Origin of the sequence: Methyloversatilis sp. XJ19-13 (genome assembly GCF_024580155.1) — a bacterium.
Taxonomy (GTDB): domain Bacteria; phylum Pseudomonadota; class Gammaproteobacteria; order Burkholderiales; family Rhodocyclaceae; genus Methyloversatilis.
Map to the genome: position 1 here is coordinate 305,586 of NZ_JANINH010000001.1, position 17,842 is coordinate 323,427.

At 63.0% G+C, this 17,842-nt stretch carries 12 protein-coding genes; 7 read left to right on the plus strand and 5 right to left on the minus strand.

The annotated features are described in order from the left end of the window. Nucleotides 1–6: 6 nt before the first annotated feature. Nucleotides 7–1,311 carry an ABC transporter ATP-binding protein gene (locus NMQ14_RS01555; protein ID WP_257092842.1) on the minus strand — a complete coding sequence of 435 codons (1,305 nt, stop codon included), beginning with the start codon at nt 1,309–1,311 and terminating at the stop codon, nt 7–9. 1 nt (nt 1,312) lies between these two features. Then, complete coding sequence (locus NMQ14_RS01560; protein WP_257092845.1) at nt 1,313–2,131, minus strand: ABC transporter permease; 819 nt, start codon at nt 2,129–2,131, stop codon at nt 1,313–1,315. Nucleotides 2,132–2,382: 251 nt separating this feature from the next. On the opposite strand from NMQ14_RS01560, the gene NMQ14_RS01565 reads away from it, so the two are divergent. Then, a complete protein-coding gene (locus NMQ14_RS01565; protein ID WP_257092847.1) occupies nt 2,383–4,209 on the plus strand; it encodes an asparagine synthetase B in 1,827 nt (608 codons plus the stop codon). Nucleotides 4,210–4,280: 71 nt separating this feature from the next. Beyond that, the gene (locus NMQ14_RS01570; RefSeq protein ID WP_257092849.1) at nt 4,281–5,429 is read left to right on the plus strand and encodes a glycosyltransferase family 4 protein; all 1,149 of its coding nucleotides are present in this window, start codon (nt 4,281–4,283) and stop codon (nt 5,427–5,429) included. On the opposite strand, the gene NMQ14_RS01575 is transcribed toward NMQ14_RS01570, so the two are convergent. After that, the gene (locus tag NMQ14_RS01575; protein WP_257092851.1) at nt 5,408–7,051 is read right to left on the minus strand and encodes an asparagine synthetase B family protein; all 1,644 of its coding nucleotides are present in this window, start codon (nt 7,049–7,051) and stop codon (nt 5,408–5,410) included. The two genes, NMQ14_RS01570 and NMQ14_RS01575, sit on opposite strands and share 22 nt — an antisense overlap. Then, entirely contained in the window at nt 7,048–9,396 is a 2,349-nt protein-coding gene (locus NMQ14_RS01580) for a VanZ family protein (RefSeq protein WP_257092853.1), read from the minus strand. The genes NMQ14_RS01575 and NMQ14_RS01580 overlap by 4 nt, the downstream gene beginning before the upstream one ends. On the opposite strand from NMQ14_RS01580, the gene NMQ14_RS01585 reads away from it, so the two are divergent. Further along, the gene (locus NMQ14_RS01585) at nt 9,370–10,668 is read left to right on the plus strand and encodes a hypothetical protein (protein WP_257092855.1); all 1,299 of its coding nucleotides are present in this window, start codon (nt 9,370–9,372) and stop codon (nt 10,666–10,668) included. The two genes, NMQ14_RS01580 and NMQ14_RS01585, sit on opposite strands and share 27 nt — an antisense overlap. A gap of 86 nt (nt 10,669–10,754) precedes the next feature. On the opposite strand, the gene NMQ14_RS01590 is transcribed toward NMQ14_RS01585, so the two are convergent. Further along, nucleotides 10,755–11,021 carry an acyl carrier protein gene (locus NMQ14_RS01590; RefSeq protein WP_257092856.1) on the minus strand — a complete coding sequence of 89 codons (267 nt, stop codon included), beginning with the start codon at nt 11,019–11,021 and terminating at the stop codon, nt 10,755–10,757. A 122-nt stretch (nt 11,022–11,143) separates the two neighbouring features. Between NMQ14_RS01590 and NMQ14_RS01595 the strand changes: the two genes are divergently transcribed. The 4 genes from NMQ14_RS01595 (at nt 11,144) to prsK (ending at nt 17,839) form a co-directional block, all read left to right on the plus strand. Next, nucleotides 11,144–12,733 (plus strand): acyl-CoA ligase (AMP-forming), exosortase A system-associated, encoded by a 1,590-nt coding sequence (locus tag NMQ14_RS01595; RefSeq protein WP_257092858.1) that lies wholly within the window; start codon nt 11,144–11,146, stop codon nt 12,731–12,733. Then, on the plus strand, nt 12,730–13,974 hold the full coding sequence (locus NMQ14_RS01600) for a pyridoxal-dependent decarboxylase, exosortase A system-associated (RefSeq protein WP_257092860.1): 1,245 nt from the start codon (nt 12,730–12,732) through the stop codon (nt 13,972–13,974). The genes NMQ14_RS01595 and NMQ14_RS01600 overlap by 4 nt, the downstream gene beginning before the upstream one ends. A 312-nt stretch (nt 13,975–14,286) precedes the next feature. Next, nucleotides 14,287–15,633, plus strand: coding sequence for a TIGR03013 family XrtA/PEP-CTERM system glycosyltransferase (locus NMQ14_RS01605; RefSeq protein ID WP_257092862.1), 1,347 nt, complete (start codon nt 14,287–14,289; stop codon nt 15,631–15,633). Between the two features lie 118 nt (nt 15,634–15,751). Then, nucleotides 15,752–17,839 (plus strand): XrtA/PEP-CTERM system histidine kinase PrsK, encoded by a 2,088-nt coding sequence (prsK, locus tag NMQ14_RS01610; RefSeq protein WP_257092864.1) that lies wholly within the window; start codon nt 15,752–15,754, stop codon nt 17,837–17,839. Nucleotides 17,840–17,842 lie beyond the last annotated feature (3 nt).

Below are 17,842 nucleotides of genomic sequence, written 5' to 3' on the forward strand. Positions count from 1 at the left end.
ATTCTTTCAGCGTTGACCTAAGGACCCGGTAGCGAGCTGGGGACCGACAGCGCACGCATCCTTCGGTAGTGTTGAGAGTGACCATTCGCCTTCAAGGGCAACAAAACCTTCACTCTTCTGAGATGCTACGGCACGACTGCCCGGCGCGGATGTCACGAGCAGCTTTCCAACATTCTCGACGTACAGCAACGCCTGGAAGGAGTCGCCGAGCGCAACTCCGACACGGAAGGAGTAGACGCCTGGCAAGAAGGGGAAACCGCGAATTGCATAGCGGACGGTGTGCACACCAGGCTCAAGTTGGGGTACTTTAAGCACGTCGATGCTCTGGCTTGTAGCAAGATAAAGAAAGTCCGTCGTGTGAACGCCAATGCCGAAAGACGGCCGCTGGATCATATGGCGAACCTGGAATGTAACCTCAATGTTGAAGTCACCCATGTACTCGGTGCGCTCGATCTCGCGTCCAGTGGTATCGAAAATCTTCAGGGCCTGCAGTTCGATATCGCCGCTGGATTCCCGGCGCCCGAGACCAGGGCCAGCACTTGCCAAGCCTTCGTGCACCTTTTGATCCATTGTGTCGTAGAAGACGTTGCACACATCGCGTGGCTCGCCATCCAGAATTGCCCTGCCATGGTCGAGCAGGATGGCGCGAGTGCAAAGACGCTCGACCTGCCGAATGTTGTGACTCACCAGCAAGACAGTGCGCCCCTGGCGGCGAATGAGATCTTCCATGCGATCAAAGCACTTGCGTTGAAAGGCGAGATCGCCAACTGCCAGCACTTCATCGACTATCAACACGTCGGCGTCCACTGCAGTGGCAATCGCAAAGGCCAGGCGGATCTGCATGCCCGAGCTGTAGCGCTTTATCGGGGTGTCGATGAACTTCTCCATCTCGGCGAAGTTGACGATTTCGTCGAACTTGCGCCGAATGTCGCGCCGGCTCATACCCAGGATGGCCGCGTTCAAGAACACGTTCTCTCGCCCAGTCATGTCGGCCACCAGGCCGGCACCCACCTCGATGAGCGGCGCAACGCGGCCCTCAACATGCACCTTGCCGCGCGTGGCCTGGCTGATGCCGGCCAGGGTCTTGAGCAGGGTGCTCTTGCCCGCGCCGTTGTGGCCGATGATGCCCACCACCTCGCCCTGGCGGATGCTGAAGTTGACATCGTCCAGCGCCTTAAACATCTCGCGCGGCACCACCGTCTGGCCACGCAGGCGCGCGAGGCCGTCGCGCAGGCTCTTGCCCAGGCCGCTGAGCTGGCCCAGGCGGAACTCCTTGGTGAGATGCTGAACCTCGATGACCGGGGTGCTCATGTCAGATCACGTCCGCAAAATGGGACTCAGCCCGCTTGAAGAACAGGTAGCTCAGCGGCAGGCACACCGCCACCAGCACCAGGCCCGGCAACATGGCCTGCAGATCAGGCGGCTGGTTGGCCAGCAGCACGCGCTGGAACGCATCGATGATGCCGGCCAGCGGGTTGGCGGTGTACAGCGTGTACAGCCAGGGGCCATATTCACCCGCCATGCCCTCGGTCATCAGGCGCTGCTTGACCAGGGCCAGCGGGTAGATCACCGGCGACAGGTACATGGCCAGCGACATCAGCAGCGGCAGCATCTGGCCCACGTCACGGAAGTGCACATTGATCGCCGCACCGATCAGCGCCACGGTCAGCGCCACCAGCACGGTGTAGAGCACCAGCAGCGGCACCCACAGCGCCTGGGCGCCCGGAAGAATGCCGTACCAAGCCATCAGCAGCAGCACGATGGCCAGGTTGATGCCCAGTTCGACCAGTTTGGTGACGACCGCGGTGAGCGGAAGGATCTCGCGCGGGAAGTACACCTTTTTGATCAGGTGCGCATTGCCCACCACGCTGTTGACGCCCTCGGCGGCCGACTCCTGGAAGAACATCCAGGGAATCAGCGCGCAGTAGGCCATCACCGGGTAGGGCACGTTGCCGCTGTCAATGCCGATGAAGCTGCGCATCACCGTGAAGATGGCCATCAACATCGCGGGTTTAGCCACTGTCCAGGCTAGGCCAAGGTAGGCTTGCTTGTAGCGCACAACCACGCTCTTCCAAGCCAACGTGGTGATCAGTTCGTGGTGGGCCAGCAGACTGTTACGTCGCAAAGTCATCTTGATTTTATGTCGTCCTTGGCAGACGAAATTACGGGGGGCGCACAGTACGCAAAGAAGCACCATTGTAGGCTCTTCGGCACTGCGGGGCTGTGAAGAGCGGCACGCAGCGGAGCGTGGCTCCGCAAACCTTGCAGCCGTGATGTGCGGCTCACGCGATCTCGGCCGCCTGTGTTAGGTTCGCCAGCCATGGACGGGCACGGATTCGAGCCTCGCAGGGCACCCCGTTTGACGATGATTGCCGGATAGACATGACAGAAATTTGTGGATGGTTTGGCGCGATCGGGAACCGGGATGAATCGGCACGGCGGACGTGGCTTGGCACACCGCCTGGCCAGTCGATCCCGGCGCAGCAGGCATTCGGTGCGGGGTTTGGCTGGCAGGTGAGCAGTGGCGTCGGTGCGCACCACGCGCATGTCGATTCCGACGGGGGGCTATGCATCGTGGGCCGCGCTTTCTGGCGAGGCGAGTTGCTCGCAGCCGGGTCGCTGCCGGCCCTGCGGGTCGCTCTCGCATCGGACTTCCGAGCGGTTCTGGGCATGCTGCGCGGACACTTCCTGCTGCTTGCGCATGATGCCCGAGCCGATCGGCTTCTGCTGGCGACAGACCGGATGGGTGTGTATCCACTGGCTTTCGCCGACTGTGGCGGGGCGCTGGTATTTGCCTCCGACGCGCGTCACGTGGCGAGAAATCCGCTGGTTTCCGCCGGGGTGTCGTCGCAGGGCATCTTCAACTATCTGTATGCGCACATGGTGCCTTCGCCCGGCACAATCTTCAACGGGGTCGACAAGCTCTTGCCGGCGCAGTATCTGCTCCGGGAAGGGGGAAGGACAGAGCGCGACTTCTATTGGCGGATGCCTTACGAGGACGGTCGGGGCTGGGCGCTGAAGCCGGCCTCCGATGAACTGAAGGCGGTGCTTGCCGGGGCGGTGCGCCGCGCCGCCGGCGACGGGCAGACCGGCTGTTTCCTGAGCGGCGGCACGGACAGCACGACGGTGAGTGGGGTGCTCAGCCAGCAGTGCAGTGAGCCGGTGGATACTTATTCGATCGGCTTCGACGTCGAAGGCTATGACGAAATGGAGTATGCGCGCATCGCCAAGCGCCGGTTCGGCTTTCGCCCGCATGAGTATTACGTGACGCCGGCCGATGTCGTGAAAGCGGTGCCGAGGGTGGCGGCAGCCTACGACGAGCCCTTCGGCAATGCGTCCGCGGTACCCACGCTGTATTGTTCAGAAATGGCAGCGGCCGATGGCAAGACAGTACTGCTTGCCGGCGACGGCGGTGACGAACTGTTTGGCGGCAACGCGCGATACGCCAAACAGAAGGTATTCGAAATCTATCAGCGTCTGCCGGCTGGCCTGCGCAGCGGATTGCTCGAACCGCTGTTGCTTGGTAACGACCTGACGAGGATGGGACCGCTGCGCAAGGTGCGCAGTTACATCGAGCAAGCTCGCATTCCGCTCCCGGATCGGCTGGAGAGCTACAATTTCCTGGAGCGGGGCAGGCTGGGAGACATGTTCGCCCCTGACTTTCTGGCAAGCATCGACCATTCCGAACCCGCGATGATTGCACGCGAGGTGTACGGCAGGGCGCCGCCTGATCAGCCGGTCAATTGCATGATGCATCTCGACCTGAAGCAGACCCTGGCAGACAATGATCTTCGAAAGGTCACCCGCATGTGTGCGCTGGCTGGCGTCGAGGTCCGCTACCCGCTGCTTGACGACGAGGTGGTCGAGTTCTCCGCCCGCGTGCCGATAGACTGGAAGGTGAATGGCGGACAATTGCGCTGGTTCTTCAAGGAGGCCTTGAAGGATTTCCTGCCGCAGGAAATCATCACGAAATCGAAGCACGGGTTCGGCCTCCCGTTCGGAGCCTGGATGCGCACCGACGACAGGCTCAGGGAACTGGCCTACGACAGCCTGATCACTTTTCGGAAGCGGCGCGTGCTGCAGTCGGCCTATGTCGATGCCTTGATCGAATCGCACCGTTCCGATGATGCCAATTACTACGGGGTCATGATCTGGGTGCTCATGATGCTGGAGCAGTGGCTGCAGGCCAACGAACCGGGACAAGGCTGATTGCCGCCGAGCCCGCTGCTGCAATCTTGCGCAAGGCAGAGCCGCAAAATTCAAGAGATATTCCAGCGCGAATGACTTCCAGAATCCTCATGTACTCGAGCTATTTCCCGCCCGAATTCAGCGGCGCTGCCAGGCAGGCGCTGCTGCTCGCTCGGGAGTTGCGCAGGCTTGGCCATTCGGTCGAATTCCTGACCGTACGCAGGGCTGGGCTCGCTGCTCGGGAGCAGATCGACGGTTTCCAGGTGACGCGACTGGAGGCCGGGCGGGGGCGCAAGCACCGGGAATTGAAACTCTGGTGGAACATGCTGTGCTTTCTGTTCGCGCGCCGTGGCGACTTCGACGTACTGCACAGCCATGGTGCGTACTACACCAATGCGATCGTCGGACCGTTCGCCCGTCTGCTCGGCAAGCGTTCCGTCGTGAAAGCCAGTCTTGCGCAGGACGACCTCCATCAGGGGCCGCGCAGCCTCGTCAACTGGGCACACCGACTATTTCTGCGACGCGTCGATGTATGCGTTGCGATCAGCAGGCAACTGAAACAGGAATTCGAGGCGCTCGGCATCCGTCCCGAACGTCTTCAAAGTCTGCCCAATGCGGTCGATGATGTGCACTTCCATCCGGTTTCGGCCGATGAGCGCGCGCGGCACCGAGTCCGTTTCGGTCTTCCGCCGGACCGCCCCATCTTCTTGTTTGCCGGCGTGATCGACGAGCGCAAGAACATCAACTGGCTGGCCGACGTATGGTGCGCGCAGGATGCGTTCGGCAGTCAGGGTCTGCTGCTTGTTCTGGGGCCGCAAAGTCGCGACGACCCATCGGGCCTGCTCACTTGCAGGCTGCAGGCGCTGCAGGCGCAGTACCCGGACCGTCTGATGTGGGCAGGCAGTTGCGACGATCCCCGGGACCGGCTGCAAGCGGCCGATGCCTTCATCCTTCCTTCACTCAAGGAAGGCCTGCCCAATGCGCTGCTTGAAGCCATGGCGTGCGGCCTGCCCTGCGTGGCGGCGCGCTCCAGTGGCAATGCAGAACTGGTCGTCGATGGAGAAACAGGTGTGCTGTACGAGGCGGCAGATGTCGACTCGCTGGCGGCAGCCTGTTCATGGGCCTTGTCCGCAGCAGGTCGCGAGGCGGGCGGGCGGGCCCGGCAACTGGTGGAGCGGAAATACTCGATCCGTTCGCTTGCCGAACGTTACGCAGGGCTCTACCGTGACCTGTTCAGCTGATCGGTAACGAGCGGTCCGTGCCTGAGCCATGCGGACAGGATCAGCAGAGCCCAGACCCGGAAAGAAAGCGCGTCGTTGCCGGCACACCAGTCGTCGAACACCTGCCGCGTCGCCACGGGGGAAAGCAGTCGATCAAGCGTCGCGTGACTTCCGATCAGATAGGGTTCGGTCAGGCGCGACCGGTTGCGGCGCATGAATGCGCAAAAGTCGAATTCGAAGCCGTGCTTGGGTTGTTCCCAAAGCGCTGACGGGACGTGACGTCCGAGAATGTCGCGCAACAGGCGCTTGGGACGTCCCGGAGCGTGGCACCACTCACGCGGGAGCGCCGCCATCAGCGGTCCCACAGAGGCGTCCAGAAAGGGGTGCGCGCACGGCAGGCCGCTCGCCGATGAGGCCTGACGGATCCGGTCGTCCGGCAGCAAGGTGCCCTGCAGTATCGACCAACGACGCAGATGATCCGTGCTGCGCAACATGCGAAATGTCCGATAGAAGCGGGTGTGAGAAAGGTCGGTTGCGTGCCCGGTCAGCCGCTTGATATCAGCGCTGTGAAAGCCCTGCCAGCGTATGAACAGGTCTTCCTGATCATCGTAGTCGAACAGACGGCGATGCTGGCGAAGACCCGGCAGTCTGGCGAGCCCTTGGCGCAGTCGGCGCGGCATCCATGCCGTGTAGTCGTAGGCCCAGCGCCGCCAGCGTGCCGGCATCGAACCCGGCAGGATTTCCGCGCCGGTGCCGTCGATCAGCAAGTCATACCTCTGCGTGCAGTAATCGAAGGCAAAGCGCGTTGCCATGGCGGCCGGATCGCAGAAGGGCTGCTCCGATTGACCGTGCGTGAGCATGAATAAGCTGAAATAGTCGTCTTCGCTCGGTCGCAGCACGGTGTGACGCATGCCGAGGGAGGTGGCGACCGATGACGCGATGCCCGATTCGTCGTAGCGCGAATCGTCGAAACCCAGGGTGATCGCATCGCTGACAACAGGTCGGCCGAGCGCGCACAGCAGCGCGGAATCGACGCCACCGCTGAGGAAGGCCGCCGGTGACCGGACGCCGTGCGCAGCATGGTTGATGCTGCTTCGAATGCGCTGCTCGACGCAGTCGAGCGCCTCTGCGTAGCTGCCGGGCAGCGGTGTGTCCGGGCGCATGTCCAGTTCGATGAACGAACATCGACCACGTTCGAACAGCACGGCTTGTCCGGGCGGTACCGCGAACACGCCGTCGTAGATGGTCTGCGGCGCAGTGATGTCGAGGAAGCGCAGGTATTCCGCGAGGCCGTCTGCGCTGATGCGTGGCGGTTCCGGCAGCTCGGCCAGCAGCAGATTCAGGCGGCTCGCGTAGTGCACCCGGCCGTGTTCATCGTGGCGGAAATACAGCCCGTGGCTACCACTGGCGTCCCGTGCGAGACACAATACTCCAGTCCGTTCATCGGCTGCCGCCAGGGCAAAGCTGCCCGGTACATGTCCAAGCGACGCAATCGACTGGTCCAGTGCAGCGCGCATCGATTCACTGTCCGCCGAGCCCCGGCTCGCCATCGAGTCGGCGCCCAGGCGCGGGGCACCGGCTGCTTCAAGCTTGCCTTGGGCGAGAAAGTGACCGCTTGGAAGGTACGCCGGTGTCTGCATCATGAACGCGGGATCTCATCCAGCGTGCGACTGACCACATCGGTGGCGTGCGATTGACCTCTGTGCTGCGGGAGGAACAGCCCCGAAAGCAGGCGGTGCAGCCCGCTGTTCAGGTTGCACGACACGGCAACCAGCGCCGCGATGAATAATGACCAGGTCGCGAAATGTCCGATGATGTCGGTGTAACTCAATTGCGGGAAGCGGAGCCCGGTCAGCAGAAACTGCAGTGCCGGGAAGACGCGGTCATACTTCAGCACGAACCGCTCGAAAGCAACATCAGCCAACACGAGGGCGGCGCCAAAAAGCAGGCTGATCTGCAGCGCAGCCATCGCCAGATTGCGCAGCCCGGGCTGCCGGCTCAGGCGCACCATTACGCAGGCGGCCAGTGCGATGCAGAAGGCGCTGAAGCTCAGAGCAATTAGCGAAAGGGGTGAATCGGTGTGAGCGAGCAGTTCGGTGATGTTGTCCGTGGTCGCCCACTCCACCACCACGAACTGGGCGATCACCGCATTGACGAGCATGACCAGAGCAGCATAAAGGATTGCACCGACGCGAATTCCGCGGGCCGACAGATGAACCGCCAGCGCGCCGGGCACGAACCATATCGACAGCGTGAAGAAGATGCGCACCGGACGCTCCAGAACTGTATCGTAGAGTTGCGCACTGCCGATGATGTCGTCAATGCTTTCGCGCGGCAGCAGGTTTTCCATTGCGACCGCGATGGCCGCCCACAGAAGCAGGTGTAGTCCGAACCGAAGCCCGTTGCCAGGCTGTCGAACGCCGAACAGCGTGTAGGCGGGAAAGCCGAACACGAACATGGCCAGCGGCACAGCCAGCATCTGCAGTGCGACGTTCGCGGGAAGCAGTTCTCTTACGTTGTAACTGTTGATCGGTCCGTAGGCGAAGGCGGCCGTTGCTGCCATGGCCAGCAGTAGGGTCATCAGCGGATTGGCCAACGGCTGCAAAGCCGCCGGACGATCAGCCTGCAATGGACGGCGCGTGTCTGCTCTGTCCTGGTCGCCGGCGCCCGAACGCCAGTGCCAGAACATGGCGCCAGCCAGCACTCCACAGGTTTCCAGCACAAGATCGGTCAGGTCGGGAAACTTTCCGGGCAGAAAAATCTGGGCGATTTCGATCGCGCCCGCGACCATCACACCGAGCAGGACGGTGACGGTTCGTTGCAGATGCCCGTGCCGGAGCGGGCTCAGGGCGGTGACGACGGCCCCGAAGATGAAGAAGGGCACGACCTTGTGCAGGACTTCGGTCAGGGCGCGATATTCGGAACCGAAATAGTAGGCCTCAAACAGGGTTCGACCGGCCGCTCGGGTAAGCCGCTCGCGCGCACCCTCCAGATCTGCGCTGAAATTGAACGGATAGAGATAGGGCAGGGCAGTCAGTATCGAAAGCACCAGAATGATCAGGACGGCGCGCAGCGCTCGTGGCAGGCCAGGTTCGACCCCTGAAGTCCGGGCTGCGGAAGGCAGGCTCCGGCGTTCGGCCAGCAGGCGACCTGCGTGTACGCCCAGCAGTCCGACGACGATGTCGGCGCTGTCCGTCACCCGGGTGAACACGAAGAGCTGGGCCGCTTCGATGAACAGTGGCGCGCCGGACAGCAACACGTTTCGGCGCCGTGTGGCAGATCCGGGATAGGCCTGACAGGCCAGAATCGCGAACACCGTCCACACCGCAAGATCGATGCCTGTTTCAAGAGCATGGGTCAGCGATCCGGGAATCAGTTGGATCAGCGGATTGAAAATGATCCGCCCACCTTTCCACTTTTCGTGCAGTTCGGCGGCGCTGATGGTCAGATCCAGCGGCATGACGTTGTAGATGAAGAATGCCAGCGAGTAGAGGGCCAGGATGCCCTTTTTCTTGGCGTCTTCTTCGCTGTGCGGAGCGAGCATGGTGACCAGCTGCCGTGTCCGCCTGCCGTGGCTCCACCACAGCAGGACGCCGCACAGCGCGCCCACGACTTCGGCAAAGATGTCGTTCTGCGATATGGTGCGCGGAGGGAAATAGGACTGGGAGAATTCAACCGCGACGGCGAGCAGCGAGGCGCCGAATAGTGCCACCAGGAGCTGGAGTGATCGGCCGCATCCACCCGCTTCGAGCCGGGCTGCGAACATGAAGGTCAGCGGGATGAAAAGCAGCGCGTTAGCGACCCAGTCAGCGCGCGAATGAACGGTCAGATCGAGCCAGGGCAGCTGCTGGAACGCTCGGATGGCGCTGTCCAGATCGCGAGGCACATAGTTCAGCGGCACCAGACTGCCGTAGACCACAAATACGAGATACCCGAACAGCAGGCCATTCAGGAGTGCGATGTGCGACTTGATTCCGGGCTGGATCATGGTGACGCTGTTGTCGATTTGATCGGGGAGCGCGCCGATCAGTTTGCCGCCGGGCGGTGCAGCGATCCGGATGCAAGGATGCCACGCGCCGACCGCTGCACAGGATGTTCATGCAGTGCACGCGCCATGCTTGCATTCTGCCTGCTCTTCGCAGTGACGGTGGCGCACGCTGCCAGCTGGCTGGTCGGTCCTGAGCATACGCTGAAGAAGCCTTCCGAGGCCGCTCGGGTCGCACTGTCCGGCGATACCGTATTGATCGAATCCGGCCTCTATGAGGGCGATGCGGCGGTATGGACGCAGCGTCGTCTGACCATTGCGGCAAAAGGAGGCCGGGTGGTGCTCAGGGCGGCTGGCGCCAGTGCCGAAAGGAAGGCCATCTGGGTCATCCGGGGGGAAGATGTGCGCGTCGAGGGCATCGTATTCGAAGGGGCTCGCGTCGCCGAACGCAACGGAGCGGGCATACGGCATGAATCGGGGCGATTGCACGTCGTGAGCTGCGAATTTCGTGACAATCAAATGGGTCTGCTGACGTCCAACGATGGCGCGGCTCACCTGTCGATCGAAGATACCCTGTTCGAAAATTCCACCCGCAGTCGGGACGCCTTTTTTCATCTTCTCTACGCGGGCCGCATCGCATCGCTGACCGTGATTGGCTCGCGATTCCGGAGCGGCTACAACGGGCATCTGCTCAAGAGCCGTGCGGCGCGCACCGTGCTCCGATACAACATGCTGGCGGATGGACCGGGCGGTGCGGCGTCCTATGAAGCAGAGTTCCCGAACGGCGGCGATGTGGAAATGGTCGGCAATATCCTGAGCCAGTCCGAGACGGGCGAAAATCCAGCGATCATCAGCTACGGCATGGAAGGGGCTGCATGGACCACAAACCGCATTGTGCTGTCGCACAACACCCTTCACTCGGCCACGCCGTCGGTGCGCTTCGTTCACCTGGCAGACAGCAAACGCTTTCAGGGCCTGATCGCGCAGCAAAGCGACAACAATCTGTTTGCCTCGCCGGGATCCTTGCCGCCGGACTTGGGCGATCAGGCAGGCAACGGCAATGTATGGATCTCCGAATCCGCACTCATGCATCCCGCGGCGTTCGATTTCAGGCTCCGGCCGGATGCGCAGGCAAGCCGGGCAGAGGTGCTGCCCGGTCCAGGCTTGGTGCAGCCCACGCGAGGGTTCGTGTGGCCCGTCGGCTCAAAGCCGCTGCACGGCGCTGTGCAGCGCAGCCCCGGGGCGCCGGCAAGAAGTTCCGCGCCTGACCGGTGAAGGCGGATGACTCAACGGCGTGCGCAAGCTCCGGCATCCCGCAGGCGGGCCACAGGGCTCGGCACTGCTTCCGGACGTCACGAGGGCTATCCTTCGCGCGACCCGTCCGCCAGACGTTCGGTCACGAATCGATACAGCGCCCCGAACGTCGCAAAAGTACTGCCGTCGATGTCTGCGTCGTCCAGCGTCAGGCCGAACTGCTCTTCGAGCGCCGTGATCACTGCAATGACCGCCATCGAATCGAGTTCGGGAAGGGCGCCCAGCAGCGGCGTGTCGTCGGCCAGAGCGTCGGCACGCTCACCGAGGTCCAGCTCTTGCCGCAGCAGTTCGCGCAAGGTATGCCGCGTATCCACTCTGCTCTCCCTGTATTCCGCCGTCTCGAGGGCGTGTGGTTTGAATTTGTCGCTCCGGGGTGCCACTCCGGGGGCACGATAGTATAGGTTTTGCCCTCTTCGCGTCCCGCCGATTGCCTTTCATGTCCGTTCCAATTTTGCTGAACCAGCTGGTCGAGCACGCTGCTGCGCGTGACGGCGATGCCTGCGCACTGCGCGCCAATGGCGTCGACATGTCCTACGCGATGCTGGCACAGCAGGTGCAGGCCTGTGCACACGGCCTGCTGGCGCTGGGCGTGCGCCGGAGCGACCGCGTGGGCATCTTCCTCGAAAAGCGTTTCGAAACAGTGGTGGCAAGTTTCGGGACCGCAGCCTGCGGCGCCGTGTTCGTGCCGATCAATCCGCTGCTCAAGGCAGCGCAGGTCGGTCACATCATGCGCGACAGCGGCGCGCGTGTGCTCATCACGTCGGCACCACGGCTTGCTGCGCTCGGAACATTGCAGCAGGCATGCCCGGAGTTGGCGCACACCGTGCTCGTCGATGGCGATGCCCCAGGCGCCGTGCCGTGGGCGTCCCTCATGGATGCGCCCGCGCGTGGGCTGCACTGCGTGATCGACTGCGATATCGCCGCTATTCTGTATACATCCGGCAGTACCGGGCAGCCGAAAGGTGTGGTGCTGTCGCACCGTAACATGGTGTCTGGCGCGTGCAGCGTCGCCGGCTATCTCGGCAACCACGCGGGCGACACGCTGCTGGCGGCGCTGCCGCTGTCCTTCGATGCAGGGTTTTCGCAGCTGACCACCGGATTCCTGAGCGGGGCCAGGGTAGTGCTGATCAACTACCTGATGGCCCGCGATGTCGTCAATGCGCTGGCTGCCGAGCAGGTGACCGGTCTGACCGCCGTACCGCCGTTATATATGCAGATCGTGCAGCTGCCGTGGCCGGAATCCATCGACTCGCACCTGCGTTACTTCGCCAGCACCGGCGGGCGCATGCCGCGTGTCACGCTGGATGCGCTGCGGGCGCGCGCGCCATCGGCCAGGCCTTTCCTCATGTACGGTCTGACCGAAGCCTTCCGTGCGACCTATCTGCCGCCCGAGCAGGTGGATGTGCGGCCGGATTCCATCGGGCGTGCCATTCCGAATGCCGAGGTTCTCGTGCTGCGGGAAGACGGTAGCCCGTGTGCGCCGGGGGAAGCAGGCGAGCTTGTACAGCGCGGTGCGCTGGTGGCGCAGGGTTACTGGAACGACGCCGCGCGCACGGCGGAGCGCTTCCGTCCTCTGCCGCCGACTTCGGGCGTGCGACCGTCCGGTCTGATGCGGGAGGAAGTCGCCGTGTTTTCGGGCGATACGGTGCGCATGGACGAGGACGGCTTCCTTTACTTCGTGGGTCGTCGCGACGACATGATCAAGACGTCCGGATACCGCGTCAGTCCGACCGAGATCGAAGAGTCGCTGCTGATGACTGGCTGCGTTTCGGAATGCGTCGCGTTCGGTATCGAAGACGCCGAACGTGGACAGGTCATCGCAGTTGCGTTGTACCTTGCTGGCGCGCCGGATGTGGACGCGCTGCGCGCGCTGTGCCGCACGCAGCTGCCCGCCTACCAGGTGCCGGCCCATTTCATCGTGTTCGACGACACCTTGCCCCGCAATCCGAACGGCAAGCTGGACCGGACCGCCATCGAGGCGGAGTCTCGTTGCCGCCTGAATCTTCCAGCAGGACGCGAATCGTGACCGTTACGCCCGAGCAAGCCGCACCCTATTCGCCGGCAGACGATTTTTCCAGCGCTGACGGCGAATTGCTGATCAATGGCCTGAAGGTGTCCCGGGTTGCCGCGATGGCGGGGCGTACCCCCTTCTACGCCTACGATCGAAGCCGGATCGAGGCGCGGGTGGAGCTGTTGCGCAGCCTGCTGCCTGCCGGGGTCCAGTTGCACTACGCCATGAAGGCCAATCCGATGCCGGCGTTGGTGGGATTCATGGCGCAGCGCGTCGACGGGCTTGATGTGGCATCAGGTGGCGAGCTGAGGGTTGCGCTGGACGCCGGCATGGCTCCGTCGCGCATCAGTTTTGCAGGCCCCGGAAAGAGCGCGGACGAATTGCGTCAGGCGCTGGCGGCAGGCGTGCTGCTCAACGTGGAGTCGGCGCGCGAGGTTGAATTGCTGGCCAGTTTGTCCGGAGAATCCGGCTGGCCGGCACGCGTGGCCGTGCGCATCAACCCGGATTTCGAAATGCGTGCTTCAGGCATGCGCATGGGCGGTGGTGCCAAGCCCTTCGGTGTCGATGCCGAAGCGGTGCCCGCGCTGCTCAGACGCATCGGCGCGCTTGGCCTCGCGTTCGAAGGCTTTCATCTGTACGCCGGATCGCAGAATCTGAATGCCGATTCTCTGATCGACATGCAGCGGCGCAGTTTCGACTTGATGCTGCGCCTGGCGGAGGATGCGCCCGCGATGCCAAAGATACTGAATCTGGGTGGCGGATTCGGCATTCCCTACTTCCGAAACGACCGTCCGCTTGCCCTCGAACCCGTATGTGAAGCGCTTGCACGCATTGTCGATGACGTACCGACGAAGCTTCCGGGGGCCGAGCTCGTGCTCGAACTCGGACGCTATCTGGTCGGAGAAGCCGGTGTCTTCATATGCAAGGTGATCGACTGCAAGGTATCCCGTAGCCAGAGATTCGTCGTGGTTGATGGCGGCATGCATCATCACCTCGCGGCCGCGGGGCTTTTCGGCCAGGTCATACGCCGCAATTATCCGGTGGTCGCGGCAAACCGGATCGGTGCGCCTTCGAACGGGCAGGTCAATGTGGTCGGCCCGCTGTGCACGCCGCTGGACGTCCTGGCAGACAAGGTCGAGCTGACCGAAGTACAGCCCGGCGACCTTATAGCCGTATTTCAATCGGGTGCCTACGGCTTCAGTTCCAGCCCTACAGCCTTCCTCGGGCACCCCGAGCCCGCCCAACTGCTTGTTTGAAGTCCGTCAGCGACACGTGAGAGCGGCCTTGCGGGGCCCCATTTCTGTGGAGTTTTGTGTCTTGAGACATTGGGAAGCACGCTGAAACGGCGTCGCAACGTGCTTCAGTTATCACATCCCCTTGGTGCGGCTTCCTCTTGTGATGGTATTCACGCTCAAAAGGCCCGGCCACACATATCGTTCGCGCTCCACCGCTCAAGGCGTCGTTACCGGCAACCCGTTGCATGACACGACGCGAATCAATATGAGCAGCTCGAAAAGGGGTCTACCGTGGTCAGGTTGTTCAGTCACTATGTTCCGTCCGTAACGCTCATGAGACTTGTTGCCGAAGCCCTGGTGCTGTTGATTGCCGGTTTCGGCGCGGCGTGGATCAGCGCACCGGGGAGCGTTCAGTCGCTGCTGCCGGCGCTGGTGCCGGCTGCGGTCTTTGCTGCCGTGATGACCGTGCTGATGAGCACGCTCGGCCTTTATCAGCGCGAACAACCGCGCAACCTGTCGGAACTGGTCGGACGCGTGCTGTTTGCCTTCCTGCTGGGTCTTCCGGTGGCCTACATGGTGTTCCGCCTGATGCCGCAGGGCAGCATGGCCATGCCGGCGCTCGACATTTCGCTGTGCCTCGGCTTCGGCGGCATCCTGTTGCTGCGCGCGGCGTCCTTCGTGCAGGCCGACGGCGCAGGCATGTTTACCCGCCGTATCCTGGTCGTTGGTACGGGTTCCGAGGCGGCGTCGGTGTGGGCAAGCGTGTCGACGTCGGCCAGTGCGACGCACACCATTGTCGGCTTCGTGTCGGTCGGGGCCGACACCTCGGTGGAAGTACCGAGTGCGATGGTCATGCCCGAAGGCAGTTGCGTGATGCAGCTGGCCCGGGATCACCGCGCAAATGAAATCGTGGTCGCGGTGCGCGAGCGCCGGGGCGGTGTGCTGCCGCTGCGCGAACTGCTGGATTGCAAACTGGCTGGCGTGACGGTCAACGACCTGTCGAGTTTCTTCGAGCGGATGCGCGGTCAGGTGCGCCTCGATTCGCTGCGCGCCAGCTGGCTGATCTACGGTGACGGCTTCCGCCAGGGCGTCGGCCGGACGGTCGTCAAGCGGCTGTTCGATGTGCTCGCAGCGTCGGTGCTGCTGGTTGTCACGGCGCCGGTGATGTTGCTGGCCGCCATCGCGATTGCGCTGGAATCCGGTTTTCCGGTCATCTATCGGCAGGAGCGTGTCGGCCAGGGTGGCCGTACGTTCAAGGTACTGAAGTTCCGCAGCATGCGCCTCGATGCCGAAGCGGACGGCAAGCCGCGCTGGGCGAGCAACAGCGATGACCGCATCACCCGCGTCGGTCACTTCATCCGCAAGACGCGCATCGACGAACTGCCGCAGATCTTCAATGTGCTGCACGGTGACATGAGCTTCGTTGGCCCGCGTCCCGAGCGTCCCTACTTCGTCGATCAGCTGACTGACCAGATTCCGTTCTACGCCGCACGTCACTCGGTCAAGCCGGGCATCACCGGCTGGGCCCAGGTCCGCTACGCGTATGGTGCCTCGGTGGACGACGCGGTACAGAAGCTGCAGTACGACCTGTATTACGTCAAGAACCACACCCTGTTCCTCGATGTGCTGGTGCTGCTGCAGACGGTGCGCGTCGTGCTCACCGGCGACGGCGCGCGCTGAACCGGCGCGACACATCGCCAGGCGCGCGGCAAGGCGCGTCCGGTGACGCGCCTGCGGTGACGATCCCTCGGCCGGCGGGCACAATGCAGCGGTTACCCCTTACGCTACCGGCCCGTCGATGGAATCCTTCCCTGTAACGTTCGCGCTGTACGCCTATGGCGTGGCAGCGGTCGGTTTCGCCTTGTTCGGACTGCAGCTGATCATGGGCGCGCGTCAATCGCCGCGCGCCCGTCTGTTGTCCGTCTGCATGCTGTCGGGTGCTGCGTGGTGCACGCTTGCAGCCCTGAGCGTGCTGAATGGCCATCCGGTACTGCGTACGCTGGTCTATGCGGCGGATGCGCTGCATACACTTCTTTTCCTGCTTTTCCTCGCGGCCTGCGTCATCGATCCTGAAGGCCGCCGGCCGTTACCGACGCTGCTCAAGCGGCGGTCCTGGCTGATCCGTTTCGTACTGATTTCCGTGTTGCCTTGCGGCGTGGGCTACGTCGCGCTGTCGTGGCTGGTGCCGACCGGTGTGGCATCGGTGATGTGGCTGATGGCATGCGGACTCGGACTGAGTCTGCTCGGCGCGGTGATGATCGAACAGTTCTACCGCAACACCCCGCAGCAGTGGCGCTGGGGCATCAAGCCGATGACGCTGGGGCTCGCGTTCTCGATCACCTTCGATCTCTATTTCTTCTCCGAATCGCTGATGTTCAGGCAGCAGGACTCGACGCTGTGGGCGTCCCGCGGCCTGGTGCATGCACTCGCGATTCCGCTGTTCGCCGTGTCTTCAGCCCGCGTCAGCGAGTGGTCGATCCGGCTGAATGTGTCGCGCGACGCGGTGTTCCACACCTCGGCACTGGTCATATCGGGCGGCGCGCTGCTGATCATCGCGCTGGCGGGTTACTACGTGCGCTACTTCGGGGGCGAGTGGGGCCAGGCCTTGCAGACGGTCGTGCTGGCGGCCGGAGCGCTGGGGTTTCTCGCTTCGATCGCCTCCGGCAGCGTGCGGGCCTGGCTGCGTGTATTCATCAACAAGCACTTCTTCAGCCTGCGCTACGACTACCGTGCCGAATGGCTGAAGCTGGCCGATACCCTGTACAGCGCATCCAGCGTCGATGCACTCCGGCAGGCCTCGATCCGCGTCATGGCCGATTTGGTCGAAAGTCCGGGCGGCATGCTGTGGTTGCGCAGCGAAGCGGGTCATTACGCACCCGCGGCGCGTCTGAACGTGCCCATGATCGATGCGCGGGAGCCGGCCGACAGCCCGTTGATCCAGCTGCTGCTCGGCAAGATGTGGGTGATCAACGTGGAAGAGCATCGCTCGCGCCCCGGAGTTTACGGCAATCTGAGGCTGCCTGCGTGGGTCGCGCAGACGCCCGACGTCTGGCTCATCTGCCCGCTCGGCAGCGAGGACATGCCGCTCGGCTTCGTCGTGCTGTGCCGTCCGCGCGCGCTGCTGGATCTGAATTGGGAAGTGCGCGATCTGTTGAAGACGGCCGGGCGCCAGGTGGCGGGCGTGCTCAATCAGACCCAGACCATGGAGGCGCTGATCGAGGCGAAGAAGTTCGAAGCCTTCTCCAAGATGAGCGCGTTCGTGGTGCACGACCTGAAAAACCTCATCGCCCAGCTGTCCCTGCTGCTGCGCAATGCGAAAAAGCATCACGACAACCCCGAGTTCCAGCAGGACATGATGGACACCATCGAACATGCCGTCGGTCGCATGAACGGCATGCTGCTGCAGTTGCGTTCCGGCACCCAGCCGATCGAGCAGGCTTCACCGGTCGAACTGACGCCGCTGCTCGAGCGACTGCATCGTGCCCGGGCGCGCAGCGGCTGCGACCTGGAACTCGATGCGGAAAGCGGCCTGATGGTGCGCGCCCATGAAGATCGTATAGAGCGGGTTGTGGGGCATCTTGTGCAGAATGCACTGGATGCCACGCCGCAAAACGGTAAAGTCAGTATCCGTGCGCGCCGCATTGAAGCGGGGGTTGTGATCGAGGTCGAAGACTCTGGTTGCGGCATGACCGAAGAGTTCATGCGCGAGCGGTTGTTCAAGCCCTTCCAGTCGACCAAGGCGAACGGGATGGGTATCGGCGCATACGAAAGTTTCCGCTATGTCCACGATCTGGGCGGGCGGATAGAAGTGACCAGCGAGCCGGGTCGGGGCAGTCTGTTCCGGCTCGTTTTTCCTCTGCAGGCGGCTGAGGCAGCCGTTGCTTGACCG

Coding starts and splice junctions, on each gene's coding strand:
- NMQ14_RS01555 (WP_257092842.1), bottom strand. CDS start 1,311: ATGAGCACCCCGGTCATCGAGGTTCAGCATCTCACCAAGGAGTTCCGC.
- NMQ14_RS01560 (WP_257092845.1), bottom strand. CDS start 2,131: ATGACTTTGCGACGTAACAGTCTGCTGGCCCACCACGAACTGATCACC.
- NMQ14_RS01565 (WP_257092847.1), top strand. CDS start 2,383: ATGACAGAAATTTGTGGATGGTTTGGCGCGATCGGGAACCGGGATGAA.
- NMQ14_RS01570 (WP_257092849.1), top strand. CDS start 4,281: ATGACTTCCAGAATCCTCATGTACTCGAGCTATTTCCCGCCCGAATTC.
- NMQ14_RS01575 (WP_257092851.1), bottom strand. CDS start 7,051: ATGATGCAGACACCGGCGTACCTTCCAAGCGGTCACTTTCTCGCCCAA.
- NMQ14_RS01580 (WP_257092853.1), bottom strand. CDS start 9,396: ATGATCCAGCCCGGAATCAAGTCGCACATCGCACTCCTGAATGGCCTG.
- NMQ14_RS01595 (WP_257092858.1), top strand. CDS start 11,144: ATGTCCGTTCCAATTTTGCTGAACCAGCTGGTCGAGCACGCTGCTGCG.
- NMQ14_RS01605 (WP_257092862.1), top strand. CDS start 14,287: ATGAGACTTGTTGCCGAAGCCCTGGTGCTGTTGATTGCCGGTTTCGGC.
- prsK (WP_257092864.1), top strand. CDS start 15,752: ATGGAATCCTTCCCTGTAACGTTCGCGCTGTACGCCTATGGCGTGGCA.